The sequence below is a fragment of the Cellulomonas sp. SLBN-39 genome (assembly GCF_006715865.1).
In the GTDB taxonomy this organism is placed as follows: domain Bacteria; phylum Actinomycetota; class Actinomycetes; order Actinomycetales; family Cellulomonadaceae; genus Cellulomonas.
This window is the reverse complement of the sequence record NZ_VFOA01000001.1, coordinates 76,900-100,031: the sequence shown is the minus strand read 5'-3', so window position 1 is coordinate 100,031 and position 23,132 is coordinate 76,900. Positions and strand designations below refer to the sequence as shown.

23 protein-coding genes are annotated in these 23,132 nt (G+C 75.7%); 11 read left to right on the top strand and 12 right to left on the bottom strand.

The features are described 5' to 3' along the window. Positions 1-13: 13 nt before the first annotated feature. Positions 14-598 carry a TetR/AcrR family transcriptional regulator gene (locus FBY24_RS00475; protein WP_160158393.1) on the bottom strand — a complete coding sequence of 195 codons (585 nt, stop codon included), beginning with the start codon at positions 596-598 and terminating at the stop codon, positions 14-16. An 88-nt stretch (positions 599-686) separates the two neighbouring features. On the opposite strand from FBY24_RS00475, the gene FBY24_RS00470 reads away from it, so the two are divergent. Continuing rightward, entirely contained in the window at positions 687-1,073 is a 387-nt protein-coding gene (locus tag FBY24_RS00470; protein WP_142157125.1) for a DUF1304 domain-containing protein, read from the top strand. A 41-nt stretch (positions 1,074-1,114) separates the two neighbouring features. After that, on the top strand, positions 1,115-2,239 hold the full coding sequence (rlmC, locus tag FBY24_RS00465) for a 23S rRNA (uracil(747)-C(5))-methyltransferase RlmC (RefSeq protein ID WP_142157123.1): 1,125 nt from the start codon (positions 1,115-1,117) through the stop codon (positions 2,237-2,239). A 36-nt stretch (positions 2,240-2,275) separates the two neighbouring features. Here rlmC and FBY24_RS00460 read toward each other — a convergent pair whose 3' ends face one another. Next, positions 2,276-3,313 carry an LLM class flavin-dependent oxidoreductase gene (locus FBY24_RS00460; RefSeq protein ID WP_370510950.1) on the bottom strand — a complete coding sequence of 346 codons (1,038 nt, stop codon included), beginning with the start codon at positions 3,311-3,313 and terminating at the stop codon, positions 2,276-2,278. Between the two features lie 168 nt (positions 3,314-3,481). Here FBY24_RS00460 and FBY24_RS00455 point away from each other — a divergent pair, with 168 nt between their 5' ends. Next, a complete protein-coding gene (locus FBY24_RS00455; protein ID WP_142157119.1) occupies positions 3,482-3,910 on the top strand; it encodes a DUF5684 domain-containing protein in 429 nt (142 codons plus the stop codon). A gap of 243 nt (positions 3,911-4,153) precedes the next feature. Here FBY24_RS00455 and FBY24_RS19630 read toward each other — a convergent pair whose 3' ends face one another. Further along, positions 4,154-5,461, bottom strand: coding sequence for an NYN domain-containing protein (locus tag FBY24_RS19630; protein ID WP_160158392.1), 1,308 nt, complete (start codon positions 5,459-5,461; stop codon positions 4,154-4,156). Positions 5,462-5,578: 117 nt separating this feature from the next. On the opposite strand from FBY24_RS19630, the gene FBY24_RS00445 reads away from it, so the two are divergent. The 4 genes from FBY24_RS00445 to FBY24_RS00430 all read left to right on the top strand — a co-directional run bounded on the left by FBY24_RS00445 (position 5,579) and on the right by FBY24_RS00430 (position 9,481). After that, positions 5,579-5,848, top strand: a complete 270-nt coding sequence (locus FBY24_RS00445) for an acylphosphatase (protein ID WP_142157115.1) — start codon at positions 5,579-5,581, stop codon at positions 5,846-5,848. Continuing rightward, positions 5,845-7,761 (top strand): threonine/serine exporter ThrE family protein, encoded by a 1,917-nt coding sequence (locus tag FBY24_RS00440; RefSeq protein WP_142157113.1) that lies wholly within the window; start codon positions 5,845-5,847, stop codon positions 7,759-7,761. Before FBY24_RS00445 ends, FBY24_RS00440 begins: the two co-directional genes overlap by 4 nt. Positions 7,762-7,859: 98 nt before the next feature. After that, positions 7,860-8,663 carry an alpha/beta fold hydrolase gene (locus tag FBY24_RS00435; RefSeq protein WP_142157111.1) on the top strand — a complete coding sequence of 268 codons (804 nt, stop codon included), beginning with the start codon at positions 7,860-7,862 and terminating at the stop codon, positions 8,661-8,663. Positions 8,664-8,740: 77 nt separating this feature from the next. Then, complete coding sequence (locus FBY24_RS00430) at positions 8,741-9,481, top strand: triacylglycerol lipase (RefSeq protein ID WP_255432130.1); 741 nt, start codon at positions 8,741-8,743, stop codon at positions 9,479-9,481. A gap of 34 nt (positions 9,482-9,515) precedes the next feature. On the opposite strand, the gene FBY24_RS00425 is transcribed toward FBY24_RS00430, so the two are convergent. From FBY24_RS00425 to FBY24_RS00400, 6 genes are all read right to left on the bottom strand, one after another. Further along, on the bottom strand, positions 9,516-11,015 hold the full coding sequence (locus FBY24_RS00425) for a DHA2 family efflux MFS transporter permease subunit (protein WP_370510949.1): 1,500 nt from the start codon (positions 11,013-11,015) through the stop codon (positions 9,516-9,518). Between the two features lie 181 nt (positions 11,016-11,196). Further along, the gene (gene mtnN / locus FBY24_RS00420) at positions 11,197-11,922 is read right to left on the bottom strand and encodes a 5'-methylthioadenosine/S-adenosylhomocysteine nucleosidase (RefSeq protein ID WP_142157109.1); all 726 of its coding nucleotides are present in this window, start codon (positions 11,920-11,922) and stop codon (positions 11,197-11,199) included. Further along, complete coding sequence (locus FBY24_RS00415; RefSeq protein WP_142162969.1) at positions 11,919-12,374, bottom strand: S-ribosylhomocysteine lyase; 456 nt, start codon at positions 12,372-12,374, stop codon at positions 11,919-11,921. The genes mtnN and FBY24_RS00415 overlap by 4 nt, the downstream gene beginning before the upstream one ends. Before the next feature lie 85 nt (positions 12,375-12,459). Beyond that, positions 12,460-12,699 carry a hypothetical protein gene (locus tag FBY24_RS00410; RefSeq protein ID WP_142157107.1) on the bottom strand — a complete coding sequence of 80 codons (240 nt, stop codon included), beginning with the start codon at positions 12,697-12,699 and terminating at the stop codon, positions 12,460-12,462. 80 nt (positions 12,700-12,779) lie between these two features. Then, positions 12,780-13,697: a DNA-3-methyladenine glycosylase gene (locus FBY24_RS18860; RefSeq protein WP_160158391.1), complete on the bottom strand. Its 918-nt coding sequence runs from the start codon at positions 13,695-13,697 to the stop codon at positions 12,780-12,782. A 4-nt stretch (positions 13,698-13,701) separates the two neighbouring features. Continuing rightward, entirely contained in the window at positions 13,702-14,073 is a 372-nt protein-coding gene (locus FBY24_RS00400; protein ID WP_140460301.1) for an RNA-binding S4 domain-containing protein, read from the bottom strand. Between the two features lie 196 nt (positions 14,074-14,269). Here FBY24_RS00400 and FBY24_RS00395 point away from each other — a divergent pair, with 196 nt between their 5' ends. Both FBY24_RS00395 and FBY24_RS00390 read left to right on the top strand, forming a co-directional pair. Then, positions 14,270-15,484 (top strand): GDSL-type esterase/lipase family protein, encoded by a 1,215-nt coding sequence (locus FBY24_RS00395; protein ID WP_142157105.1) that lies wholly within the window; start codon positions 14,270-14,272, stop codon positions 15,482-15,484. A gap of 101 nt (positions 15,485-15,585) precedes the next feature. Next, positions 15,586-16,821 carry an amidohydrolase gene (locus FBY24_RS00390; RefSeq protein WP_142157102.1) on the top strand — a complete coding sequence of 412 codons (1,236 nt, stop codon included), beginning with the start codon at positions 15,586-15,588 and terminating at the stop codon, positions 16,819-16,821. A 60-nt stretch (positions 16,822-16,881) separates the two neighbouring features. On the opposite strand, the gene pgi is transcribed toward FBY24_RS00390, so the two are convergent. Next, complete coding sequence (gene pgi / locus FBY24_RS00385; protein ID WP_142157100.1) at positions 16,882-18,564, bottom strand: glucose-6-phosphate isomerase; 1,683 nt, start codon at positions 18,562-18,564, stop codon at positions 16,882-16,884. Between the two features lie 101 nt (positions 18,565-18,665). Between pgi and FBY24_RS00380 the strand changes: the two genes are divergently transcribed. After that, the gene (locus FBY24_RS00380) at positions 18,666-19,007 is read left to right on the top strand and encodes a hypothetical protein (RefSeq protein WP_142157098.1); all 342 of its coding nucleotides are present in this window, start codon (positions 18,666-18,668) and stop codon (positions 19,005-19,007) included. Here the strand turns inward: FBY24_RS00380 and FBY24_RS00375 are convergent. Continuing rightward, positions 18,994-20,247, bottom strand: coding sequence for a pectate lyase (locus FBY24_RS00375; RefSeq protein WP_142157096.1), 1,254 nt, complete (start codon positions 20,245-20,247; stop codon positions 18,994-18,996). The genes FBY24_RS00380 and FBY24_RS00375 overlap by 14 nt on opposite strands. Before the next feature lie 192 nt (positions 20,248-20,439). Here FBY24_RS00375 and FBY24_RS00370 point away from each other — a divergent pair, with 192 nt between their 5' ends. Continuing rightward, entirely contained in the window at positions 20,440-21,378 is a 939-nt protein-coding gene (locus FBY24_RS00370) for a PfkB family carbohydrate kinase (RefSeq protein WP_142157094.1), read from the top strand. Between the two features lie 10 nt (positions 21,379-21,388). Here the strand turns inward: FBY24_RS00370 and FBY24_RS00365 are convergent, their stop codons facing one another. After that, entirely contained in the window at positions 21,389-22,747 is a 1,359-nt protein-coding gene (locus tag FBY24_RS00365; protein WP_142157092.1) for a pectate lyase, read from the bottom strand. Positions 22,748-23,132: the final 385 nt, after the last annotated feature.

Genomic DNA, 23,132 nt, shown 5'->3' with positions numbered 1-23,132 from the left:
CGTGCCGGCCCGCTCAGGAGTCCCAGGCCTCCACCTGCCGGGCTCCCGAGCGCAGCACGTCGGCCGCGGAGCGCGGGTCGACCCGGGCCAGCGTGAGGCCGGCGACCTGCAGGCCGGTGAGGACCCGCGCCCGGTGCGTGCGCTCGTCGTCGGCCAGCCCGGGCCAGCGGTGCCCGACCGCGGCGTCCATCGCCCCGGTCACGCGCTCGCGGTAGGCGGACACCGTGGCCCTCGCCTGCGGGTCGCGGCCCGCGAGACCGGCCGCGACGCCCAGCAGCAGGCAGCCCTGCCGCGGGTCCTCGGCCGCCCGCGCCGCCACCGTGCGGGCGAGGCGTTCGAAGTGGCGGGGGAGCGTTGCCCTGCCGGGGTCGTCGCGCAGCGGGCGCAGCAGGGGTTCCACCACCGTCGCGAGGTAGTCCTCGACGGCTGCGTCGAAGAGCCCGTGCTTGCTGGTGAACGCGTGGTACAGGCTTGACCGGGACAGGCCGGTGGCGTCCTCGAGGTCCGCCAGCGACGTCGCGTCGTAGCCGCGCGCCCAGAAGACGTCGCGGGCGGCGGTCACGGCCTGGGCGTGGTCGAACGAGGGTGGGCGGCCCACGACTCCTCCGGTCTGCGGTCGACGGGTGGTGCTGGATCGATCGGTACAGTACATTGTGGACCGATCGATTCAGAAAAGGGAGGGCCTCGTGCTCACGCTCGGACTGGTGCTCGTCGCGCTCGGCGCGCTGCTGCACGTGTGGATCTTCGTCCTGGAGTCGCTGCTGTGGACGGCGCCCGTCGCGCGCCGCACCTTCGGCGGCACCCCCGAGCAGGCGGAGGCGACCGTCGAGATGGCCTGGAACCAGGGCTTCTACAACCTGTTCCTCGCGGTCGTCGCCGGCGTCGGCGTCGTCCTCGTGGCCACCGGTGACCGCCCCGCGGGAGTCGCCCTCGTCCTCGCCGGGGCGGGGTCCATGGTCCTCGCCGGCGTCGTCCTCGTCGCCCGCACGCCGTCGCGGCTGCGCTCCGGCCTCACGCAGGCCGCCCTGCCCGCGCTCGGGCTGGCCGCGCTCGCGGTCGCGCTGCTCGGCTGAGCCCAGCGCGTCACCCGTCGGGCGGCCCGTACGCTGGGGCGGTGCGCTGCGGGTACTTCGACGCGGGGACGTGCCGCTCGTGCACGCTCCTCGAGCGCCCCTACCCCGCGCAGGTCGCCGACAAGCAGCAGCAGGTCCGCACGCTGCTCGGCGACCCGCCCGACCTGCACTGGCTCCCGCCGGTCACCAGCGCCGAGTCCGGGTTCCGCAACAAGGCCAAGATGGTCGTCGCCGGCACCGTCGACGCCCCCACCCTCGGAATCCTCGACGCCGACGGCCACGGGGTCGACCTGCAGGGCTGCCCGCTCTACCCGCCCGCGCTGACCGCGGCCCTCGCGCCCCTGGCCGCGTTCGTGACGCGCGCGCGGATCGAGCCCTACGACGTCCCCGCGCGGCGGGGCGAGCTCAAGCACGTGCTCGTCACCGTCTCGCCCGACGACGAGCTCATGGTCCGGCTCGTGCTGCGCAGCACCGAGGCGCTCGCCCGCATCCGCAAGCACCTGCCGTGGCTGCAGGACGCGCTGCCGCGTCTTGTCGTCGCGTCCGTCAACGTGCAGCCCGCGCACGCGGCCGTGCTCGAGGGGCCGGACGAGGTCGTGCTGACCGTGCACGACACGCTGCGCATGCGGGTCAACCACCTGGACCTGCACCTGCGGCCCCGCAGCTTCTTCCAGACCAGCGCCGACGTCGCCGCGGCGCTCTACCGGCAGGCCGCCGCCTGGACCGACGAGCTCGCGCCGGCGAGCGTGTGGGACCTGTACTGCGGCGTCGGCGGGTTCGCGCTGCACCTCGCCGCACCCGGGCGGCACGTCCTCGGCGTCGAGACCAGCGCCGAGGCGGTCGTCGGTGCCCGCCGCAGCGCGGCCGACGCCGGCCTCGTCGACGTGCGCTTCGAGGCCGGCGACGCCACCGCTGCGGCGCTGGGCGCGTCGACGCCGCCGGACCTCGTCGTGGTGAACCCGCCGCGCCGGGGGATCGGACCCGAGCTCGCGGGCTGGCTCGAGGCGTCCGGGGTCGAGCACGTCCTGTACTCCTCGTGCCACGCGGGCTCGCTCGCCCGCGACCTGGCGGCCATGCCGTCGCTGCGCCCGCGCCGCGCGCAGCTGCTCGACATGTTCCCGCACACGAGCCACTACGAGGTCCTCACCCACCTCGCCCGCAGCTGATCCGGCCGCGCCCGTCGCCCCGGACGGGCGGTGCCGTCAGGCGAGCGCGTCCGCGAGGAGGCGGAGGGTGGCCTCCCGGGCCGGCGAGCGGTCGGCCGGCGTGCCCCGCACCGCACCGGCGACCGGGGTGACCATCACCTCGTCCGTGCCGAGCCGCTCCGCCAGCTCCCGGACCTGGGCCGCCGCACCCGCGGGGTCGCCGACCACCCACGACGCCGTGACCGCCGCCAGTGCGGCGTCCGCCGACGCCGGCAGGGGAGCGGCCTCCGCGTCCTCGACGAGCTCCTGCGGCTCCAGCCGCACGCCCTGCCGCAACCGCCACATGGTGCGCACCTGCGGCAGCGCGAGCCGGTGGGCCTCCTCGGCGGTGGGCGCGACCGCTGCGTTCACCACGGCGATCGTGCGCGGCGCGGCCAGCTCGTCCGAGGGCGCGAAGGTGCGGCGGTACAGCGCCACGGCCTCGTCGGTGCCGCGCCCGGCGAAGTGGTGGGCGAACACGTACGGCAGGCCGAGCCGCCCGGCGAGCTGCGCGGAGTACGACGACGAGCCCAGCAGCCACACCTGCGGCACGGTCGTCGCGCGGGGCGTCGCACGCAGCGGGTAGGTCCCGGTGCCGACGCGGACCACGACCCCGTCGGGCCGGACCAGCGAGCGGAGGGTCTCGACGTCCTCGTCGAAGGTGTCGACACCGTCGCCGCCGGACTGACCGCGCCGCAGCACGTGGCTCGTCACGGGGTCCGAGCCCGGGGCGCGCCCCAGGCCCACGTCGATGCGGCCGGGGTGCGCCGCCTCGAGCAGGGCGATCTGCTCCGCGACGACCAGGGGTGCGTGGTTCGGCAGCATGACGCCGCCGGACCCGACCCGCACCCGCGTCGTCGCCGCCGCGACCATCGCCATGAGCAGGGGTGCGTTGGTGGCCGCGACCGCGGGCATGTTGTGGTGCTCGGCGACCCAGTAGCGGTGCGCGCCGACCTCGTCCGCGACGCGGGCCAGCGTGAGCGTGGCCGCCAGCGCGTCGGCGGTGCTCTGGTCGGATCGGACGGGCACGAGGTCCAGCACGGAGAGGGTCGTCACCCTGGTCCCAACCGGGTGCGGCGTCCGGGGCATTCCGTGACGAGAGCCACGGGCGCAGCCTGTCGGTGCGTGGAGCCCGCGCGACCTGTGCGTCCCGTGTGATCAGAACGGGTGAAATCTGTGAGAACCGGGCACATCGCCGCACCTGCCACCGCTACGTTTCGCGCCATGCTCACGCTTCTGTCCCAGACCACCACGACGGTGGACCCGGCCGCGGCCGCCGGTGCCCTCGTCGGCTCGCTCATCTCGATCGTCATCGCGCTCGTCGTCGTGGGCCTGCCCGTCGGCGGGTTCTTCGTCAAGGCCGGCGAGGCCCGCTGGCAGGGCTTCGTCCCGCTCTACAACACGTTCGTGATGCTCAAGATCGTCGGCCGTCCGTGGTGGTGGTTCCTGCTCCTCTTCGTCCCTGTCGTCAACGTCGTGGTGCTGATCCTGCTCATGAACGACCTGTCGCGGTCGTTCGGCCACGGCACCGGCTTCACCGTGGGCCTGCTGCTGCTCTCGCTCGTGTTCTTCTACGTCCTGTGGCTCGACTCGAGCACGTACCGCGGTCCGGCCGCCCTCACCGCCCCCACGGCGGCACCCGCCCAGGCCTGACCGGCCCGGTCGACCGCACCGCCGGTCGCCCTCGTCGACCACCCCGCCCGTCGACCCCGTCGTCCGTGACGCCACCCCTCCCGGTGCCGCCACGGACGACGGGGGCGGCGGGCGTCGTCGTCCCGGTCGGCTCGCACACCCACCGCCGACCCCGTCATCGGTGGCGGGTCGGTGGGAGACGACGTCACCGATGACGGGGTCGGCGGGGTGGAGCCGGGGCCGGGTGGGCACCCGGCGGGCGGATCAGTCCAGGAGGCCGCCCGTGACCCAGGTGCGGATCGCCGTCACGTCACCGGCCGTGAGGTCCATGCGGGCGCCGCGGCACAGACCCACCACGTTGTCCGCCCACGCCGACGCGATCGGCCCCACACCCGGCCGCGCGTCGAGCGACAGGCCCGTGTAGAGGACGCCGGACAGCACGAAGTTCACCGTCGACCGGCCCACCATGGCCCCCGCGGACTGGCAGGCCTCGTAGACCCGTCGCGTCGTCGTCTGCCGGTCGAACGGGTGCGCCGCGACGTCCTTGGCGAGCGTCTCCAGCAGCACCCGGTAGTGCCGCTGGCTGAGCCCGGGGGTGTCGGTCACCGCGATGACCTGCCGCTGCAGCGCCGTGGGGTCGGCGTCCGCCACCGCGCCCGGCAGGTCCGCCTCGCCGAAGCGCTGCGGGTCCCACACGTGGCCCGGCGGCCGCGTCGAGACCGCGACCTCGGGCACCGCCCGGGCCAGCCACGCGGCGAACCCGCCCGCACCGGCCCAGCCCGTGCCGCCGAGCGCGGGGTCGGCGTCGAGCGCGACCTGCGCCACCGCCCCCAGCGTCATCGGCCGGTCCGCGCGGCGCACCGTGCGCAGCACCGCCTTGCGGGCCCGGGCGTCCGACGTCGCCAGCACCGCGGCGGCGACGTCCGGCTCCGGCTCCGTGCTGCGCTGCGCCGGCAGCTCGGCGGTGCGCGCCGCCGGTGCGGCCGCCGGGGGCACCACCACGGGCGCGACCGGCGGCTGGTCCAGGGGCGTCACCGACGGGCTCACGAGGTCGGCCAGGGCGTCGGCACCGATCACCTGGTCCGCGACCGCGCGGTACGCGCTGGCCGCCGGGCTCGCCGTGATGATCGTGACCCGGCGGTCGTCGGCCCGGCACCGCTGCGCCAGCGGCGTGAAGTCCGCGTCGGCCGAGACGATGACGAACTCGTCGTACCGGGTGCGCGCCGCGAGGGCGTCGACCGCGTCCAGCACGAGGTTGATGTCGGCGCTGGACTTGCCCTGCTGGGTCAGCGACGGGCAGTCCACCACCTGGAAGCCGGCGCGCGTGAAGTTGGGCCGGTACCGGGAGTACACCGACGGATTGAGGTAGCACGCCAGCACGAGGAACCGGCGCGTGATCTCCCCGTCCGTGCCCGACCCGTGCGCCAGCTCGGCCAGCCAGTGGCCCGGGTCCGTCGCGAACGCCTCCGCCGCCTCGGCGTCCAGCCGGGTCAGGCCGATGTAGACGTTGTCGAAGTCGACGAACAGCGCCGATCGCAGATGGCGGGGCGCACGGGTCTCGGAGACGGTCACGGACCCATCCTGCCCGCCCGGTGGCCGTGACGACGTGCGGGGACGACGCGCGTCGGTAGCCTCGACGCGGACGGGCCGCCGGTCCGCCGCTACCCGCGCACCCCGGAGGACACGCCCGTGATCCGTCGTCGAGCCGTCGTCCACGGGCTCGTGCAGGGCGTCGGGTTCCGCTGGTCCGCGGCGCGCGAGGCCGCGCGCCTCGGTGTGGCCGGCTGGGTGCGCAACCGGCCCGACGGCACCGTCGAGGCCGCCGTCGAAGGGCCGGTCGGCGACGTCGAGGCCATGCTGCGCTGGTTCGGCCACGGACCGGCCGGTGCGGTGGTCCGTGCGGTCGACGTCGCCGACGAGGAGCCGACGGGCGCGACGGGGTTCGTGGTCGAGCCGTGACGGCCGCAGCCCCGGCCGACGACCCGGCCCCGGCCGACGCCCTCGCACCGGACGGCACGGCACCGGCCGTGCCGGGCGCCGCCACCGCCACCGCGACCCCCGCGCCGACCACGACCACCGCGCCCACCGCCGTCCCCACGACGGCTCCGGCGGCGCCCCCGACCGACGACGCCACCCCCGGCCCGGACCCCGCAGCCACCACCACGCCCGTCCCGACGTCGCCGGCCACGACCGCCCCGGCCGTGCCGTCGGCCCCGGTGACCCCGCCGGGGCAGTCGCCGAGCGCGACCACGACCACGCCGGCGGTCGAGGTGCCCGCCTTCACGTCGCCGCCCGCCGTGACGGCGTCGGGCCTGCCGGCAGGCGCGCTCGTCGTCGCCGCGCTCGTGCTGCTCGCCGTGACCGTGCTGGTGGTGGCCCTGTGGCGGTCGACACGACGGGCCGGCAGCGTCCCGGCCGGACCGCGCGACGGGAGCGCTGCCGACGGGACCGCTGCCGACGGGACAGCCACGACGGTCCCGGCCGTCGAGCCCGGTGCGCGCGCGCAGGCCGCCGACGTCGACGGCCCGGCCACGCTCGTGCTCACGGCCGGGGACCCGGCGCCGCCGCACGACGCGGACGCCGCTCCCGGGGCGCCCGTCGACGCCGTGGCCGCCGACCCGCACCCCGCCGCACGCCAGGCGGAGACCGTCCGGTTCCTCGTGGCGCTCGGCCAGGCGCTCGTCGACTCCGCGGCGCCGATCGTCCAGGTCAACCGGACGCTCGAACGCGTCGCCACCGTCAACGACCTGCCGGACACGCAGGTCGTGACCTTCCCGACCGCGCTGCTCGTGTCCGTCGCGGGGGAGGGCGGCGTGCACACGGCGGTGTCCGGCGCGGGGTCACGGAACCTGCGGCTGGACCAGGTGCAGGACGTCCTCGACCTCGCCGACGGTGCGGTGCGCGGCGACGTGCGCCCGCGCGACGGGCTGGGGGCGCTCGCCACGACGCTCGCCGCGCCGCCGCCGTCGACCCCGCTGGTCCGCCTGGTTGGCTACCTCGCGATCGCCGCGGGCCTGTCCATGGTCCTCGGCGGCGGGTGGGCCGACGTGCTGGTCGCGACCGTGCTGGGCGGGGCGGTGGCGGCCGTCGTGCTGCTGACCGGCCGGGTGCCGGGCGCCTACCAGGGGCTGCTCGTCGCGGCGTGCGCGTTCCTCGTGTCCGTGCCGGTGCTGCTGCTCGCGCGCACCGGGCTGCCGGTGGGCCTGCTCGCCCCGCTCGTCGCGCCGCTCGTGACGTTCCTGCCGGGGGCGCAGCTCACCACGGGCGTGATCGACCTGGCCACGCGGCAGATGATCGCCGGGTCCGCGCGCCTGGCTGCGGGCGTCATGCAGCTCGTGCTCCTCGCGCTCGGCATCACCGCCGCGGCAGGGCTCGTCGGCGTCCCGGCCACCGAGGTCGGCACGGCCAGCGCGCACCCGCTGGGCTGGGCGGGCCCGTGGGTCGGGGTCCTGGTCTACGCGGTCGGGGTGGTGCTGCACAACGACGCCCGCCGCACGTCGCTGCCGTGGATCGCGGTGGTGCTGCTCACCGCGTACGCCGGGCAGGTCGTCGGCGGGCTGCTGCTCGGCGCGGTGGTCTCCGCGTTCGTCGGTGCCCTCGCGATGACGCCGGTGGCGATGCTCGCCGCCTCGCGGGCGCGCGGGCCGGCGTTCCTCGTCGCGTTCCTGCCGGGGTTCTGGGTGCTCGTGCCCGGGGCCCTCGGGCTGGTGGGGGTCACGTCGGCGCTCGGCCAGGGCACGGAGCAGGCGGTCACGACCATCGTCACGACGGGCACCACCATGGTCGCGATCAGCCTCGGCGTGCTCGCGGGCCTCGCGCTGGGTGCGGGCCTGCAGCGTCGTCTCGCGCCGGACGCCCCCGCGATCCTGTGACGGCGGGCGCGGGGGGCGCGTGCCGTGGCACCATCAGGCCCGGCGCCCCGCCCGGGTCGCCCGGTCCGCGGCGCGTCGCGGTGCGAGCGGGAGGGCCGATGCCGCAGACGGTGCGCGGGTCGCAGGCACCGAGCGGGCTGAACGTCCGCATCGACCGGGTGCGGATCGGCGGGCTGGCGCTGCGCACGTGGACGACGTGGATCGACGCGACGCACGACGTGCCGCTCGAGGACCGGCACGACATCGTGCTCGTGCACGGCCTCGGCGTGAGCTCGCAGTACTTCGAGCGGCTCGCGGTCGTGCTGGGGCGCGTCGGTGCCGTGCACCTGCTGGACCTGCCGGGGTTCGCGGGCGTGCCGCGCCCGCACGGGCACCTGGAGATCACGGACTTCGCCGAGCTGATCGCCCGCTGGGTCGAGCACGCCGGGCTGGAGCGGCCGACCTTCGTCGGGCACTCGATGGGGTCGCAGATCGTCACCGAGGTGCTGGCCTCGCACCCCGGGATCGCCACGCACGCGGTGCTGGTGGGGCCGCCGGTGAACTCCCGTGAGCGGTCGGTGCCGCTGCAGGCCGCCCGCCTGCTGCAGAGCTCGTGGCACGAGTCGGCCCGCACCCGGGCGGTCGCGCTCCAGGGGTACGTCGAGTGCGGGCCGCACTGGTTCGCCTCGGTGCTGCCGCGGATGCTGCGGTACCCGATCGAGGAGCGGCTGCCGGCGGTCGACGTGCCCGTCGTGGTGGTGCGGGGCGAGCACGACCACGTCGCGCCGCGCGCGTGGGTCGCCGAGCTCGCGGACCTCGCGCCGCGGGGCCGCTGGGTCGAGGTGCCCGGCGCGTCGCACGCGGTGATCTACGAGCACTCGCGCCAGGTCGCCGACCTGGTGCTCGAGCACGTCGGCCGGTAGCAGCACGGCGCAGGTGCCGGGAGCGCAGGGGAGGCGCGGTGGGCGGGACGTGGGGGGTGCCGGGGCCGGGACGGGCCGTGGCCCGCGCCCGGGAGGTCGCCGTGCGGGGTGCGGCCTGGGGACGCGACTACGCGTGGATCGCCGGGGCGCAGGCCCGCGCGCTGCTGCACCCGCCCGACCCGCGCACGCTGGTCACGGGGCACCGAGCCCCGGTGGTGCTGCTGCCGGGGATCTACGAGACGTGGCCCGTGATGGCCACCCTCGCGCGGTCGTTGCACGACGCCGGCCACCCCGTGCACGTGGTGCCGGCGCTGGGGCGCAACCACCGGCCGCTCGACGCGTCGGCGCGCCTGGTCGCCCGGCGGCTGGCGTCGCTCGACCTGACCGGGGCCGTCCTGGTGGCGCACTCCAAGGGCGGGCTCATCGGCAAGCTCGTCCTGGGAGCGCCGGACGGGCCGCCCGCCGCGGTCGGGACGCGCACCGGGCGGGCCGTGGGCCTCGTGGCGGTCAACACCCCGTTCGCCGGCTCCGCCTACGCCCGGTGGTTCCCGGTGCGGGCCGTGCGTGCGCTGTCCCCGCGCGACCGGCAGGTGCTGGCCCTGGCGCGGGAGGTGGCCGTGCACGCCCGCGTCTGGTCGGTGCACGCACGGTTCGACCCGCACGTGCCCGACGGGTCGTGGCTCGCCGGGGCGGTCAACGTGCGGCTGCCGCTCGACGGCCACTTCCGCGTCCTCGACGACCCGCGCGTGCACGCGGTCGTCCTCGACGCGGTCGAGCAGCTCGGGGGACCGGCGGGCGACCCCGCCCCCGACCGGTGAGGTCGTGCCGGTCGGGGGCGGGCCGGTGCGTCCGTCAGTGCGCGACGACGGCCGGGGCATCGGCCGGCGCCGGGCGCACGCCCAGCGCCAGCGGGATCGCGACGAGCGTGAGCACACCGCCCACGAGGAACGCCGCGTGCGTGCCGGCCGCGGTCGAGGCGACGAGGTCGGCGCCGCCGACGGTCGCGCTCGTGCTCACGGCGGTGAGCACCGTGACGAACACCGCCGTGCCGGCGGCACCACCGACCTGCTGCACGGTGCCGATCATGGCGCTGCCGTGCGAGTACAGCCCCGGGGCCAACGACCCCAGCGCCGACGTGAACAGCGGCGTGAACACCAGCGCGAGCCCGACCGACATGGTCATGTGCGCCGCGACCAGCATCCACGGTGCGCTCTGCTCGCCCAGCAGCGTCAGCCCCCACACGGCGGCGGACACGGCCACGGTGCCCGGGACCAGGAGCGGGCGGGGACCGAACCGGTCGTACCCGCGACCCACGACCGGGGCCAGCAGGCCCATGACGAGGCCCCCGGGCAGCAGCAGCAGGCCGGTGGCCAGCGTGTCGAGGCCCAGCACCCGCTGCGCGTAGATCGGGATCATGATGATCACGCCGAACAGCGACATCATCATGATCGCCATGGTGGCGACGGCGGAGCCGAAGGTCCGCGAGCGGAAGGTGCGCAGGTCCAGCAGGGCCGCGTCGGTGCGCTGCAGGCGCAGCTGCCGCGCCACGAACAGCGTCAGGGCGGTCCCGCCGACGACGAGCGCCACGACGGTGCTCGCGTGGACGGTGCCCGTCGCGGCCTCGCCCAGGTGCGACAGGCCGAACACGAGCCCGCCGAACCCGAGCGCGGACAGCACGACGGACAGCACGTCGATGCGTGCCGTCCCGGGGGTGGTGACGTCGGTCAGGCGCAGGGCGCCCAGCACCAGCGACCCCAGCGCGATCGGCAGCACGAGGCCGAAGATCCACCGCCACTCGAGGGTGCTGAGCACCAGCCCGGACAGGGTCGGGCCGAGGGCCGGCGCGACGGAGATGACGACGGAGATGTTGCCCATCGTGCGTCCCCGCCCCGCGACGGGGGTCACGGTCATGACTGTGGTCATCAGCAGCGGCAGCATGATCGCGGTGCCGCCGGCCTGCACGACGCGCCCGACGAGCAGCACCTCGAACCCGGGCGCGAGCGCGCACACCAGCGTCCCGGCCGAGAACAGGCCCATGGCCGTGAGGAACGCGGTGCGCGTGGTGACGCGCTGCAGCAGGAACCCGGTGACGGGGATGACGACGGCCATCGTCAGCAGGAATCCGGTGGTCAGCCACTGCCCGGTCGCCGCGGTGATGCCGAGGGAGTCCATCAGCGACGGCAGCGCGACGCCCATGGTGGTCTCGTTGAGGATGACGACGAACGTCGACGTCAGCAGCAGGCCGATCGCGAGGCGGTGGGCCGGGGTCATCGAGGTCGGGGCCACGGGGGCCGGGCCGTCCGCCACGGGTGGCGGGGCGTCGGTGGTCAGGGGGCGCGTGGCGTCGGTCACGGGGTCTGCCTGTCTGCTCGTGCGGGACGCGGGCACGCCGCCCGCGCGGGCGGCCGCCGGGGCGTCCTCAGTCTCGTCCCGACAACCCGGGGACGGGCAAGGTGATTCCCGCGGACGACGTCAGGGGCAGACCGCCGTGACCGCCCGGACTCGTCGGGCGGTCACGGCGCGGGTGCGTCGCTCAGCCGGCGACGACGGCCCGCAGAGCGGCCACGACCACGGCCGCCGAGCGGTCCGCGGCGTCGTCGACGTGCGTGAGGAAGTCGTCGTCGGCGGCGGGCCCGCACAGGTCGGAGATCCCGCGGACCGTGACGAACGGCACGGCGTACTGGTGGCAGGTCTGCGCGAGCGCCGCCGACTCCATGTCGGTGGCGAGCGCCTCCGGGAACGCGGTCCGCAGCCCGTCGACGAGGCCGGCGTGCACGAAGGCGTCGTTCGACAGGACCGTGCCGACCAGCACCCGCTGGTCCGCGGTCCCGAGCGCGCCGGCGGCCGCGACGACGGCCTCGTCGCCCGGGTAGGTCGCGGGCATGCCGGGCACCTGGCCGAGCTCGTACCCGAAGGCGCGCGCGTCGGCGCCCGCGTTGACGCAGGTCCGGCCCACGACGACGTCGCCGACGTGCACGCCCACGCCCAGCCCGCCGGCGCTGCCCGCGCTGACCAGGACGCGCGGCCGCACGCGCTGCAGGGCGACCGCCGCCGCGGCGGCGGAGTTCACCATGCCGATGCCGCACTGCACGAGCAGGACGCGCACCCCGTCCAGGTCGAGGACGCGCTGCCGGGCGTGCCCGACGACCTCCTCGGGCCCGACCTCGCGGGCCAGCGCCAGGAACGGGGCGCACTCCTCGGTCATCGCGACGACCACGACCGCGTCGACGGACCCGGCCGCGTCCGCTGCGGTGGTCATGCGCGCGTCACCTGCGCCCAGCCGTCCCGCGCGGCGAGGAACGTGCGGGCCGCCTCCTGCGCACCGGCGAGGGTGTGGTTGGCGCCCCACCCGCACTGCACCTCGTTGGCGGCGGGGACCTCGGTCGCGCCGAGCACGTCGGTCAGGGTCGCGGCGACCAGGTCGGCGACCTCGGCGTCGTCCCACCGGCCCTGCAGCATGAGGTAGAAGCCCGTCTGGCAGCCCATGGGCGAGAAGTCCAGGACGCGGTCGGAGTGGTTGCGCGAGTGCTCGGCGAACAGGTGCTCGAGGGAGTGCACCGTCGGCATCTCCAGGTGCGCGGCGTTGGGCTGCGTGAACCGGACGTCGTACTTGCTCAGCACGTCACCGGCGGGCAGCACCTTGAGGTCGGCGAGCCGGATGTACGGCGCGTCCACCGTGCGGTGGTCCAGGTTGAAGGACTCGACGTTCATACGGGGTGTGTCCACGCCCCCATCATCCGCCACGACGACGACCGCGCGCGCGGTCCCGGACGCCCGTCGCGGCGAGGCCCGGACGTCAGCCTCGAGCGGCCCGCTCCTCGATCGCGGGCATCACGCCCATCGGGATCGCGTAGGCGAGGCCGAACAGGAGGATCCCCGCCCCGACCACCACCATGCCCGTGGTCCCCTCCAGCGTGAAGCCGAGCGTGAGCAGCGCGAACGCGCCCACGAAGGCCGCGAACGCGAGCACCGCGCCCACGACCCGGCCCGGGTCGGGTGCCACCTGGCCGTCGGTCGTGCGTCGGTCGTCGTCCACGGGTCCTCCTCCGGTCGGGGGGTCGTCCTGACGGCCATCATGCGACAGGCCCGGGGGCGGCACACCTCGGGGCGCCCCGCTCAGCGCAGGGGGCGTGCCCGCGGGGCGCGCGGGCCGTACGTCGGCATCCGGCCGCGGTACGCGCGCTCGAGGAGCACGATCACCCGCTGGCGGTGGCCCGCCCACGGCGCCAGCAGGTGCAGCATCCCGGCGTCGTCCGCGCGCCGGCCGGTCAGCGCCCAGCCCACCAGGTGGGGCAGGTGCGCGTCGCCGACCTGCACGGCGTCCGGGTCGCCCAGCGCCCGCGCCGTCGTCTCGGCCGCCGTCCACGGGCCGATGCCGACCACCGTCCGCACCCGCCGGGCCAGCTCGCCGGGCTCCAGGTCCGCGGTGAACCGGTGCGCGACGACCGCCGCACGCTGCACCGCGCCCGAGCGCTGGGCGTCCACCCCGGCGCCGCGCCACTCCCACACCGGCAGCGACGCCCACACCCCCGGCGCGGGGCACACCCGCAGCCCGGCCGGCGCCGGCCCCGGCGCGGGCTCCCCGTGCCGCAGGACCAGCCGCCGCCACGACGCGTGCGCGTCCAGGCCCACGACCCGCTGCTCCAGGACGGCTGTCACCAGGGTCGGCCAGACCTCGCCCGAGCGCGGCAGCCGCAGGTCGGGGTGCGCCCGGGCCGCGGCGTGCACCGCCGGGTGCAGGTGCGCGGCGAAGCCCGTGACGTCGTCGAGCCGTCCCAGCAGCCCGGGCACGTCCGCGAGCGCGGCACGCGCGCCCGGCCCCCACGCGTGCGCCTCGACACCGTCCGGGCGTGCCCGCAGCCGCAGGGTCGCGGGCCCCTCCGGCGTGGGGCGCGCGTGCCACACCGCGTCGGGCGTCGCGTGCCACGTCGGGTCGCCCGCACCGCGGCGCAGACCCAGCGCCGTGCGCAGCGCGACGGCGGGAGCCGCCACGACGACGCCCGCGTCCCCGTCCGGCGCCGCGCGCGGGTCCACCGCGTCAGCGCCCGCGCAGCCGGTCGATGTCGCGGCGCTCGCGCTTGGTGGGTCGGCCCGCGCCCCGGTCCCGCTGACCGGCCATCGCCACGTGCTCGCGCGGCAGCGGCGCGGGGGAGCGGTCGAGGTAGCAGGCCCGGGCGACCTCGGCCGAGACGCGCTTGACCAGCAGGCGCTGGACCACGACGAGGCGCTCGCGCTCCCCGCCGCGCACCTGCACCTCGTCGCCGGGGACGACGAGGGTCGCGGGCTTGGCGCGCTCGCCGTTGATGCGCACGTGGCCGGCGCGGCAGGCGGCCCCCGCGGCGGAGCGGGTGGGGAACAGCCGCACCGCCCACGTCCACGCGTCCACGCGTGCGCGCACCACCTCGGCCATGCCACCTCCTGCGTCCGACCCGACGCCGACAGCCTGCCACGCCCTGCCCCGGGCCCGCCCCGGCCCCGGAGAAGGCTGCTGCGGCGGGGCGGCGGCCGCGGGGCGAAACGCTTCGTGCCCTGCCCGCGCCCGAGCGCCCCGCGGGACGCTCGGCCCGTCCCGCGTGCGCGGGCCCGTCGTCGAAGGAGAGACCACCATGCGCCCTGCCGCGCGACCCGCACCCGACCGGGTGCCGCCCCGCCCGCCCGCACCGTCCCGTCGGGGCGCCGCCCTGGCGACCCTCGCCGCGCTGGTCCTCGCCCTGCTGGCCGGGGTGGCCGGGCCCGCGGTCGCCTCGGCGGGGACCGTCCCGTCGGCGCTGCCGGCCGCGGTGGCGGAGCCGGTCCGCGTCATGGCGCTGGGCGACTCCATCACGGGCAACCCCGGCTGCTGGCGCGCCCTGCTGCACCAGCGGCTGGTGGCCGACGGGCACGCGCTCGACATGGTGGGCACCATGCCCCCGCAGGGCTGCGGCATCGCCCACGACGGCGACAACGAGGGCCACGGCGGACTGCTCGTGACGAACGTCGCGGCGTCGGGGGAGGCCGCCGGCTGGTTCGCCGCGACCCGGCCCCAGGTCGTGCTCATGCACTTCGGCACGAACGACGTGTGGAGCGCCCGCACGCCCCAGCAGATCCTCGCCGCGTACACCACGCTCGTCGGGCAGATGCGCGCCGTCGACCCGCGGGTGGTCGTGGTCGTGGCGCAGATCATCCCGGTGGCCCCGCCGTCGTGCGCCGAGTGCCCCGCGCGCACGCAGGCCCTGAACGCGGCGATCCCGGCGTGGGCGGCGGCGACGTCGACCGCGGCGTCCCCGGTGCGGGTCGTCGACCACTGGACCGGGTGGGACCCGGCGCGGGACACCGGTGACGGCGTGCACCCGAACGACGCCGGGACGCAGCGGATGGCCGCGACCTGGTACCCGGCCGCGACCCAGGCGCTGGCGCTCGTGCCCGGCGGGGCGACGCCCACGCCGACGCCCACGCCCACCGTGACCCCGACGCCCACCGTGACCCCCACACCGACCCCGACCCCGAGCCCCACCCCGACCCCGACCTCGACGCCCACGGCGGTGCCCGCGCCGTGCACCGCGACGCACACGGTCGTCAGCGCATGGCCGGGCGGCTGGGTCGCGACCGTGCGGGTCACCGCCGGGTCGGTGCCGCTGCAGGGCTGGACCGTGCGCCTCGGCGTGCCGGCCACGGCCGTCCAGAACTCCTGGAGCTCGGTGCTCACGGCCGACGGCACGGGCGTGCGCCTGACGAACGCGGCCTGGAACGGCGCGCTCGCCCCGGGCGCGTCCACCGAGCTCGGCTACCAGGGCACGGGCACCGCCCCGACCGCCCCGTCGGTGGGCTGCACCAGCCCCTGACCCGCACGGGCCCCTGACCTGCACCGGTCGCCCTCCGGGCCCCGGCCGGCCGTCCCGCTCCCGCGGCGGGGCGGTCGGCCGTGCGACGTACGGTGGAGGTCATGACCTCCCCCTCCACCAGCCCCTCGGTCGTCGCCGTCGTCGGCGGTCACGTCGTCCCCGTCTCGTCCCCGCCCGTGCCGGGCGGCACCGTCCTCGTCGTCGACGGGCGCATCACCGCCGTCGGTACGGACGTCGAGGTGCCCGCGGGTGCCCGGGTCGTCGACGCGACCGGTCGCTGGGTGCTGCCCGGCTTCGTCGAGGCGCACGGGCACGTGGGCCTGCACGAGGAGGGCGAGGGCAAGGCGGGCGACGACACCAACGAGATGACGACGCCGAACGCGGCGGCGGTCCGGGCGGTCGACGCGGTCAACGTCGACGACGAGGGCTTCCGCGACGCGCTGTCCGGGGGTGTGACGTCGGTCGTGGTCAAGCCCGGGTCGGGCAACCCGATCGGCGGGCAGTCGGTGGCGATGAAGACGTGGGGCGGGCGCACGGTCGACGAGCAGGTGATCTCGGCGTCGGTGTCGGTGAAGTCCGCGCTGGGGGAGAACCCGAAGCGCGTCTACGGCGAGCGCCGGCAGATGCCGTCGACGCGGCTGGGCACGGCCCTGGTGATCCGCGAGGCGTTCACCCGTGCCCGGCACTACGCGGCCGCGCGGGCCGCGGCCGCCACGAAGGGCGAGCCGTTCGCCCCCGACCTGGCGCTGGAGACCCTGGCGCGGGTCCTCGACGGCGAGCTGGTCTGGGACCAGCACGTGCACCGGCACGACGACATCGCCACCGCCCTGCGGCTCGCGGACGAGTTCGGGTACCGGCTGGTGGTGAACCACGGCACCGAGGCGCACAAGATCGCGGACGTGCTGGCCGAGCGGGACGTGCCCGTGGTCTTCGGCCCGATGCTCACCAGCCGGTCGAAGGTCGAGCTGCGGGACCGGGCGATCGGGCACCTGGCGACGCTCGCGGCGGCCGGTGTGCGGGTCGCGATCACGACCGACCACCCCGTGGTGCCGATCAACTTCCTCGTGCACCAGGCGTCGCTGGCCGTCAAGGAGGGCCTGCCGCCGCAGACCGCGCTCGAGGCGCTGACGGTGAACCCCGCGTCGTTCTTCGGCCTCGACGGCCGCGTGGGGGCGCTCGAGCCGGGGCGCGACGGGGACGTCGTGCTGTGGTCCGGCGACCCGCTGGACGTGATGTCCCGGGTCGAGCACGTGCTCGTCGAGGGCCGGACCGTCTACACGTGGGACGCGCAGGCCGGTGCCGGGCGCGTCGTAGAACGGTCCGCCCGCTTCGCCTGACCGGCGGCACGTGCGACGACGGCGCCGCCCCCGGCCGGGGACGGCGCCGTCGGTGGTGCGTCAGCCGCGCAGCTCCAGGTAGCGCCGGATCAGCGCCTGCGTGGACGGGTCCTGCGCCGCGAGCGCGGCGGCGTCGCCCTCGACCGCCGGGGCGATCTCCATGGCGAGCTTCTTGCCGAGCTCGACGCCCCACTGGTCGAACGAGTCGATGCCCCACACGACGCCCTGGGCGAACGTGATGTGCTCGTACAGCGCGACGAGCTGGCCCACGACCGCCGGCGTGAGGGCCGGGGCGAGGATCGACGTCGTCGGGCGGTTCCCCGAGAACACCCGGGCCGGGACGATCGCCTCGGCCGTGCCCTCGGCGCGGACCTCGTCGGCGGTCTTGCCGAACGCGAGGGCCTTGGTCTGGGCGAAGAAGTTCGCCAGGAACAGGCCGTGCACGTCGGTGCCGCCGTCCTTCAGCGGGTACGCCGGGTTGGCCACGGCGATGAAGTCCGCCGGGATGAGGCGGGTGCCCTGGTGGATGAGCTGGTAGAACGCGTGCTGCCCGTTGGTGCCGGGCTCGCCCCAGAACACCTCGCCGGTGGCGGTCGTGACGGGCGTGCCGTCCCAGCGCACCGACTTGCCGTTGGACTCCATCGTCAGCTGCTGCAGGTACGCGGCGAAGCGGTGCAGCTGCTGGGCGTAGGGCAGCACGGCGTGCGTGTGCGCCCCGAGGAAGTTCACGTACCAGACGTTGAGCAGGCCCATGAGGAAGGGCACGTTCTGCGCGAGCGGGGTCGTGCGGGTGTGCTCGTCGACCGTGTGGAAGCCGGCCAGCAGCTCGCCGAACGCGTCGGGGCCGATCGCGATCGCGAGCGACGTGCCGATCGCGGAGTCGACGGAGTAGCGCCCGCCGACCCAGTCCCAGAACCCGAACGCGTTGGTCGGGTCGATGCCGAAGTCCGCGACCTTGTCCAGGGCCGTGGAGACGGCGACGAAGTGCTGGGCGACCGCGCCCTTCCGGTCGGCGTCGGTGTCGGCGATGTGCCCGCCCGCGAGCAGGCCCTCCCACAGCCACGTCCGGGCCAGCCGGGCGTTGGTGAGGGTCTCCAGGGTCGTGAACGTCTTCGACGCGACGATGAACAGCGTCGTCGTCGGGTCGAGGTCCGCGGTCTTCTGCGCGAGGTCCGTGGGGTCGATGTTCGAGACGAACCGGACCTCCAGGCCGTCCTGCACGTACGGCTCTAGGGCCTCGTAGACCATGACGGGGCCGAGGTCGGAGCCGCCGATGCCGATGTTGACGACGGTGCGCACGCGCTCGCCCGTCACCCCGGTCCACTCGCCGGAGCGGACCTTCTCGGCGAATGCGAAGACCTCGCCGAGCACCCGCTGCACGTCGGCGTCGACGTCCTGGCCGTCGACGAGCAGCGGCGGCTGAGCGTCCGCGGGGCGCCGCAGCGCCGTGTGCAGGACCGCGCGGTCCTCGGTGACGTTGATGTGCTCGCCGCGGATCATGGCCTGGTAGCGGTCGGCGAGCTGCACCTCCTCGCCGAGCCGGACCAGCAGGGCCAGCGTCTCGTCGGTGACGAGGTTCTTCGACAGGTCGACGGTGAGGTCGCCGAGCTGGTGGGTCAGGCGCTGCGCGCGGCCCGGGTCCTCGGCGAACCAGCCCCGCAGGTCGGGGGTCAGCGTGCTCTCGTGCTCGGAGAGGTCCTGCCACGCGGACGTGGTCGTCGGGTCGATGGGCGGGGTGGGCACAGGTGCCTCCGGGGGTCGGTGCGGTCGGTCAGGCCTCACCGTAGGACCCCGGCGGCACCCCGTGCACGGGACGTCGGTCGGGGCACCCGTACCGTGGGGGCGTGCGAGGACCGGTGTGGGTGGTGGCGGCGGCAGGGCTGGTGCTGGGTTTCGCGGCGGCGCAGGTCACGGGGGTGCGGTGGCTGGGCGGTGCGGTGCTGCTCGCGGCCGGGGCGTGGTGCGTCGTGCGGGCGTGGCCGCGGGTCGGCCCGGCGCGCACGGTGCTGGTCGTGGCGGTCGCGCTGGCCGCGTTCGTCGCGTCCCACGTGGCTGCCGACCTGGCCGGCCCCTGGGTGTCGGTGCTGACGGCCGCGGCCGTGCTCGGGGCGACGACCTGGTGGGTCGTCGACCGTGCACGGCCGCGGGTCGGTGGCAGCGGTCAGGGGGCCGTCACCGGTAGGTGATCGAGGACGTCGAGTACCCGCAGGCGGTGCTGGGCCCCGAGCTGATCTTCGTCGGCTCCCCGGACGTCACGCCGCGGTACTCCTCGCAGACCGCCACCTTGCGCGAGGCGTCGTTGACGATGATGACGCCGGTGAGGGTCGCGCGGTCGCCGTAGTTGGAGTTGATCCCGACGAGGGACGACGCCGGCGTGGTGACCTGGACGTTCTCCACCCGGACCGTCCGGGCGTGCTGCGTGGAGCAGTTGCCGCACGAGCGGTAGAGCTTGCCGAAGCCCGAGGCCTGGAAGTTCCGGATGACGAACGTGCCGGGGCCGTTGTGCTGGAAGACCTTGTCCGACGCCGAGCGCGCGCCGCCGCCGACGACCGTCATGGTCTGCGAGGCGCTGCTCCCGCGGAACGTGGCGGCGTCCTCGCCGACGTCCTCCCACCAGACGTTCTCCAGCGTGCACGTGCCCGTGCAGTGGATGCCGTCGGCGGCGCCCGTGCCCAGGATGACGTTCTTCAGGACCGCACCGTCGGCGAGCCGGAACATCGGGTCCTGCCCCTCGTCCTGCCCCTCGTCGCCGAGCCCGTAGTAGCGGACCATGCCCATGTCCCGCGTGCCGGAGATCGCGATGGTCGCCGAGACGTCGACCTGCCCGGTGGTGGTCGGCCACGCGGGGAAGCCGGTGCCGGGGTTCGAGCCCACCGACCCGACCGGCACGAGCTGCCACTGCTGGTTGTACTGGTTGAGGTTGGTCAGCTGGGTGACCGTGGCGCCGTCGGCGGTGGACCGGTCGGTGACGGTGACGGCCTTCCCGGAGTGCCGGTTGAGCAGCCGGACGCGGCCGCCCTCGGAGTCGGTGAGCCTGAAGTGCTGGTTGGTGGCGTTCAGGTCCGTGAACTGGCGGAACGACGCACCGTCGGCGGTGCTCCACTCCCACAGGTCGAGCGCCTTGCCGGAGTGGCGGTTGACCAGGCGGTACCAGCCGTCGCCTGCGGCGACGAAGCGCCACTGCTGCCAGGCGCCGTCGTTGCGCGCCCACTGCTGGACCACGGCGCCGTCGGCGGTGGACCAGCCGGCGACCTCCATCGCCTTGGTGCTCTGCCGGTTGACGAGCACGTACCAGGTGCTCGTGTCGACGGTCGCGGCCTGCGCGCCCGCGGCCGTGCCGACGCCGACGCCGGCGGCCAGGACGGCGGCGACGACAGCGCCGACGACCGCGCGCCAGCGGCGCGGCGGTCTCGGGTTCTCCTGCATGGTTCCTCCTCGCCCGTCGGCCCGCGGACGGGTGCCCGCGGGGTGCGGTGCGCGCCGGACGACCGGGACCCGGGCGGGACGGCGTCGGAAACCGCTTTCTTGCCCTGCTCTCGCAGTGCACCAGCCGGGCGCGGGTGCGGGCGAGCCCGTGAAACGGTTCGACGCCGGGGTGCCCCGCGGCAGGATGGCCGCGTGGAACCCAGGCTGGTGTGCTGCGGGCTGACGACGCTGGACGTCGTCCAGGTGGTCGAGCGGGTCCCGGGCCCCGACGAGAAGGTCGTGGCCCTGGCCGGGCACGTGGCGTTCGGTGGTCCGGCGGCGAACGCCGCCGCGACCGCGGTCGCGCTCGGTGTCCCCACCACGCTGGTCACCGCGCTGGGCGCGGGCGCGGTCGCTGCGGCCGCTCGCGCCGGGCTCGCGGCGCGCGGGGTCGAGGTCGTCGACCTCCTCGACGGCGGCGCGGGCGCGTGGCAGGTGCCCGTCTCGACCGTGCTCGTGACGGCCGGCACGGGGGAGCGGGCGGTCGCCTCCGCGAACGGCGCCGGCCTGCCGCCCGACGTGCTCGCCCGGTCGGCCGCCGCCGTGCTGCCCGGGGTGCTCACGGGGGCCACGTGCGTCCTGGTCGACGGGCACCACCTGGGCGCCGCGGTGCCGGTCGCGTGCGCCGCGCAGGAGCGCGACGTGCCGGTGCTGCTCGACGGGGGGAGCTGGAAGCCGGGTCTCGACCGGCTGCTCCGGGTCGTGGACCACGCGGTGCTGTCGGCGGTCTTCACGGTCCCGGCGGGGGAGCGGCCCCTCGGAGCGGGTGCGGGTGCGGCCGCGGTGGACGCGCTGCTCGACGTCGTGGCGGGCCTCGGGCCCGTGACGGTGGCGCGCTCCGCCGGCGCCGGGCCGGTCCGGGTGCGCCGGACCGGCCCGACGGGGGTCGTGCGGGAGGAGGTGCAGCCGCCGCTGGTACCGGCGGACGAGGTGGTCGACACGCTCGGGGCCGGCGACGTGCTGCACGGAGCGGTCGCTGCCGCGCTGGCCGGCGGTGCCGGCCCGGTGGAGGCGCTGCGGTCGGCGGTGCTGACCGCAGCGCGCTCCGTCCGTCACCCGGGTGCGCTCGGCTGGGCCGACGCCCCCGGGTGACGGGGGTCGATCACTTGTAGGTGATCGAGGAGGCGGTGTAGCCGCACGCGGCGCTCGGGCCCGACGAGACCTTGCTCGGCTCGCCGGAGGTCACGCCCTTGTACTCCTCGCAGATCGCGATCTTCTTCGACGAGTCGCCCACGATGGTCACGCCGGAGAGCGTGGCCTTGTCGCCCAGGTTGGAGTTGATGCCGACCAGCGACTTGCCGGGGGCGGTGATGAGGACGTTCTCGACCTTGACCGTGCGGGCGTACTGCTTGGAGCAGTTGCCGCACGAGCGGTAGAGCTTGCCGAAGTCCTGCAGCTGGAAGTTCTTGATGACGAACGTGCCGGGGCCGTTGTGCTGGAACGTCTTGTCCGACGCCGAGCGCGCGCCGCCGCCGTTGACCGTCATGGTCTGCGACGCCGAGGTGCCCTTGAAGGTCGCGGCGTCCTCGCCGACGTTCTCCCACCAGACGTTCTCGAGCGTGCAGGTGCCGAGGCAGTGCACGCCGTCGGCCGCGCCCTCGCCGAGGATGACGTTCTTGAGCACGGCGCCGTCCTCGAGCTGGAACATCGGCGGCTGGCTCTCCGACTGGTCGCCCGACGACAGGCCGTAGTAGCGGACCATGCCCAGGTCGCGCGTGCCCGAGATCTTGATGGTCGCCGTGACCTTCTGCTCGCCCGTGGCGGTCGGCCACTTGGCGAAGGCGCCGGTGCTGGGGGCGGGCGTCGCGGTGGCCGTCGGCTTGGGCGTGGCGCTCGCGGTGGCCGACGCGCTCGGCTTGGGCGTGGCGGACGCGGACGGCGTCGCGGACGGCGTGGTGCCGCCGGTCGCCGCGCCGACGCGCGTGATCTCCCACTGCTGGTGGTAGGACTTGCCGTCGGTGCCGGTCTGGATCGCGGCGCCGGCCTTGGTCGAGGCGCCGGTGATCTGCAGGACGGTGCCCGAGGTCGTCGCCAGGCGCACGTAGTCGCTCTGCACGACCGTCTTCCACAGCTGGTTGGTGGCGCCGGTGTCCGCGGCCTGCGTGACGGTCGAGCCCGACGGCACGGTGACCGCGAGGCCCGACGCGCGGTTGACGAGGCGGTAGGTGCCGCCCGAGCCGGTGGCGAAGCGGAACTGCTGCGACGTGGCACCCGTGGCGGCGGCCTGCGTGAGGCCGGAGCCGGCGGCGGTGCCCTGCGCCTGGAGCACGAGGCCGCTCTTGCGGCTGGTGAGCGTGTACCAGGAGGTGGTGTCGACCGGGTCGGAGGCCGCGAACGTGACGCGGGCGACCGCGACGGTGGTCAGGAGCGCGAACGCCACGGCGATCGCCACGGCGACCGGCTTGGGGAGGCGTCGTGCGCTCGGGCGGAACCGGGCGGGACGTGCGACAGGTGTGCTCATGTCTGCTCTCGTCGGAGGGGGCGGCGAGCGCCGTCGGACTGGGACGGCCCCGTGTGACGCCCGTCGGGCGCCTCGTGACCAGCAGCGACCCTAGGGCGGTTCGTCCGGTTCGCGGGGGTTCGCGCGATGAGAGTTGCGTGAGGTTCGGCCGGCCCCTGTGCACGTGCACAGGGGGAGCGGGGAGAGCGGTCTCCTGCGCGGGGCCGCCCCCGGGTGTGCTGCCGGGCGCCTCCGACGCGTGCGCCGTCGACGTCTGCGGGCCTCTGACCTGCGACGACGCTCGCACGTCACGCGGTGTGGTCGGCGGCGATTCGTCGGTGTGAACGTCCGGTCACAAGGTGATCACGGTCACGTTCTGCTCTTGACGGGGATTTGTAAGGAAGGT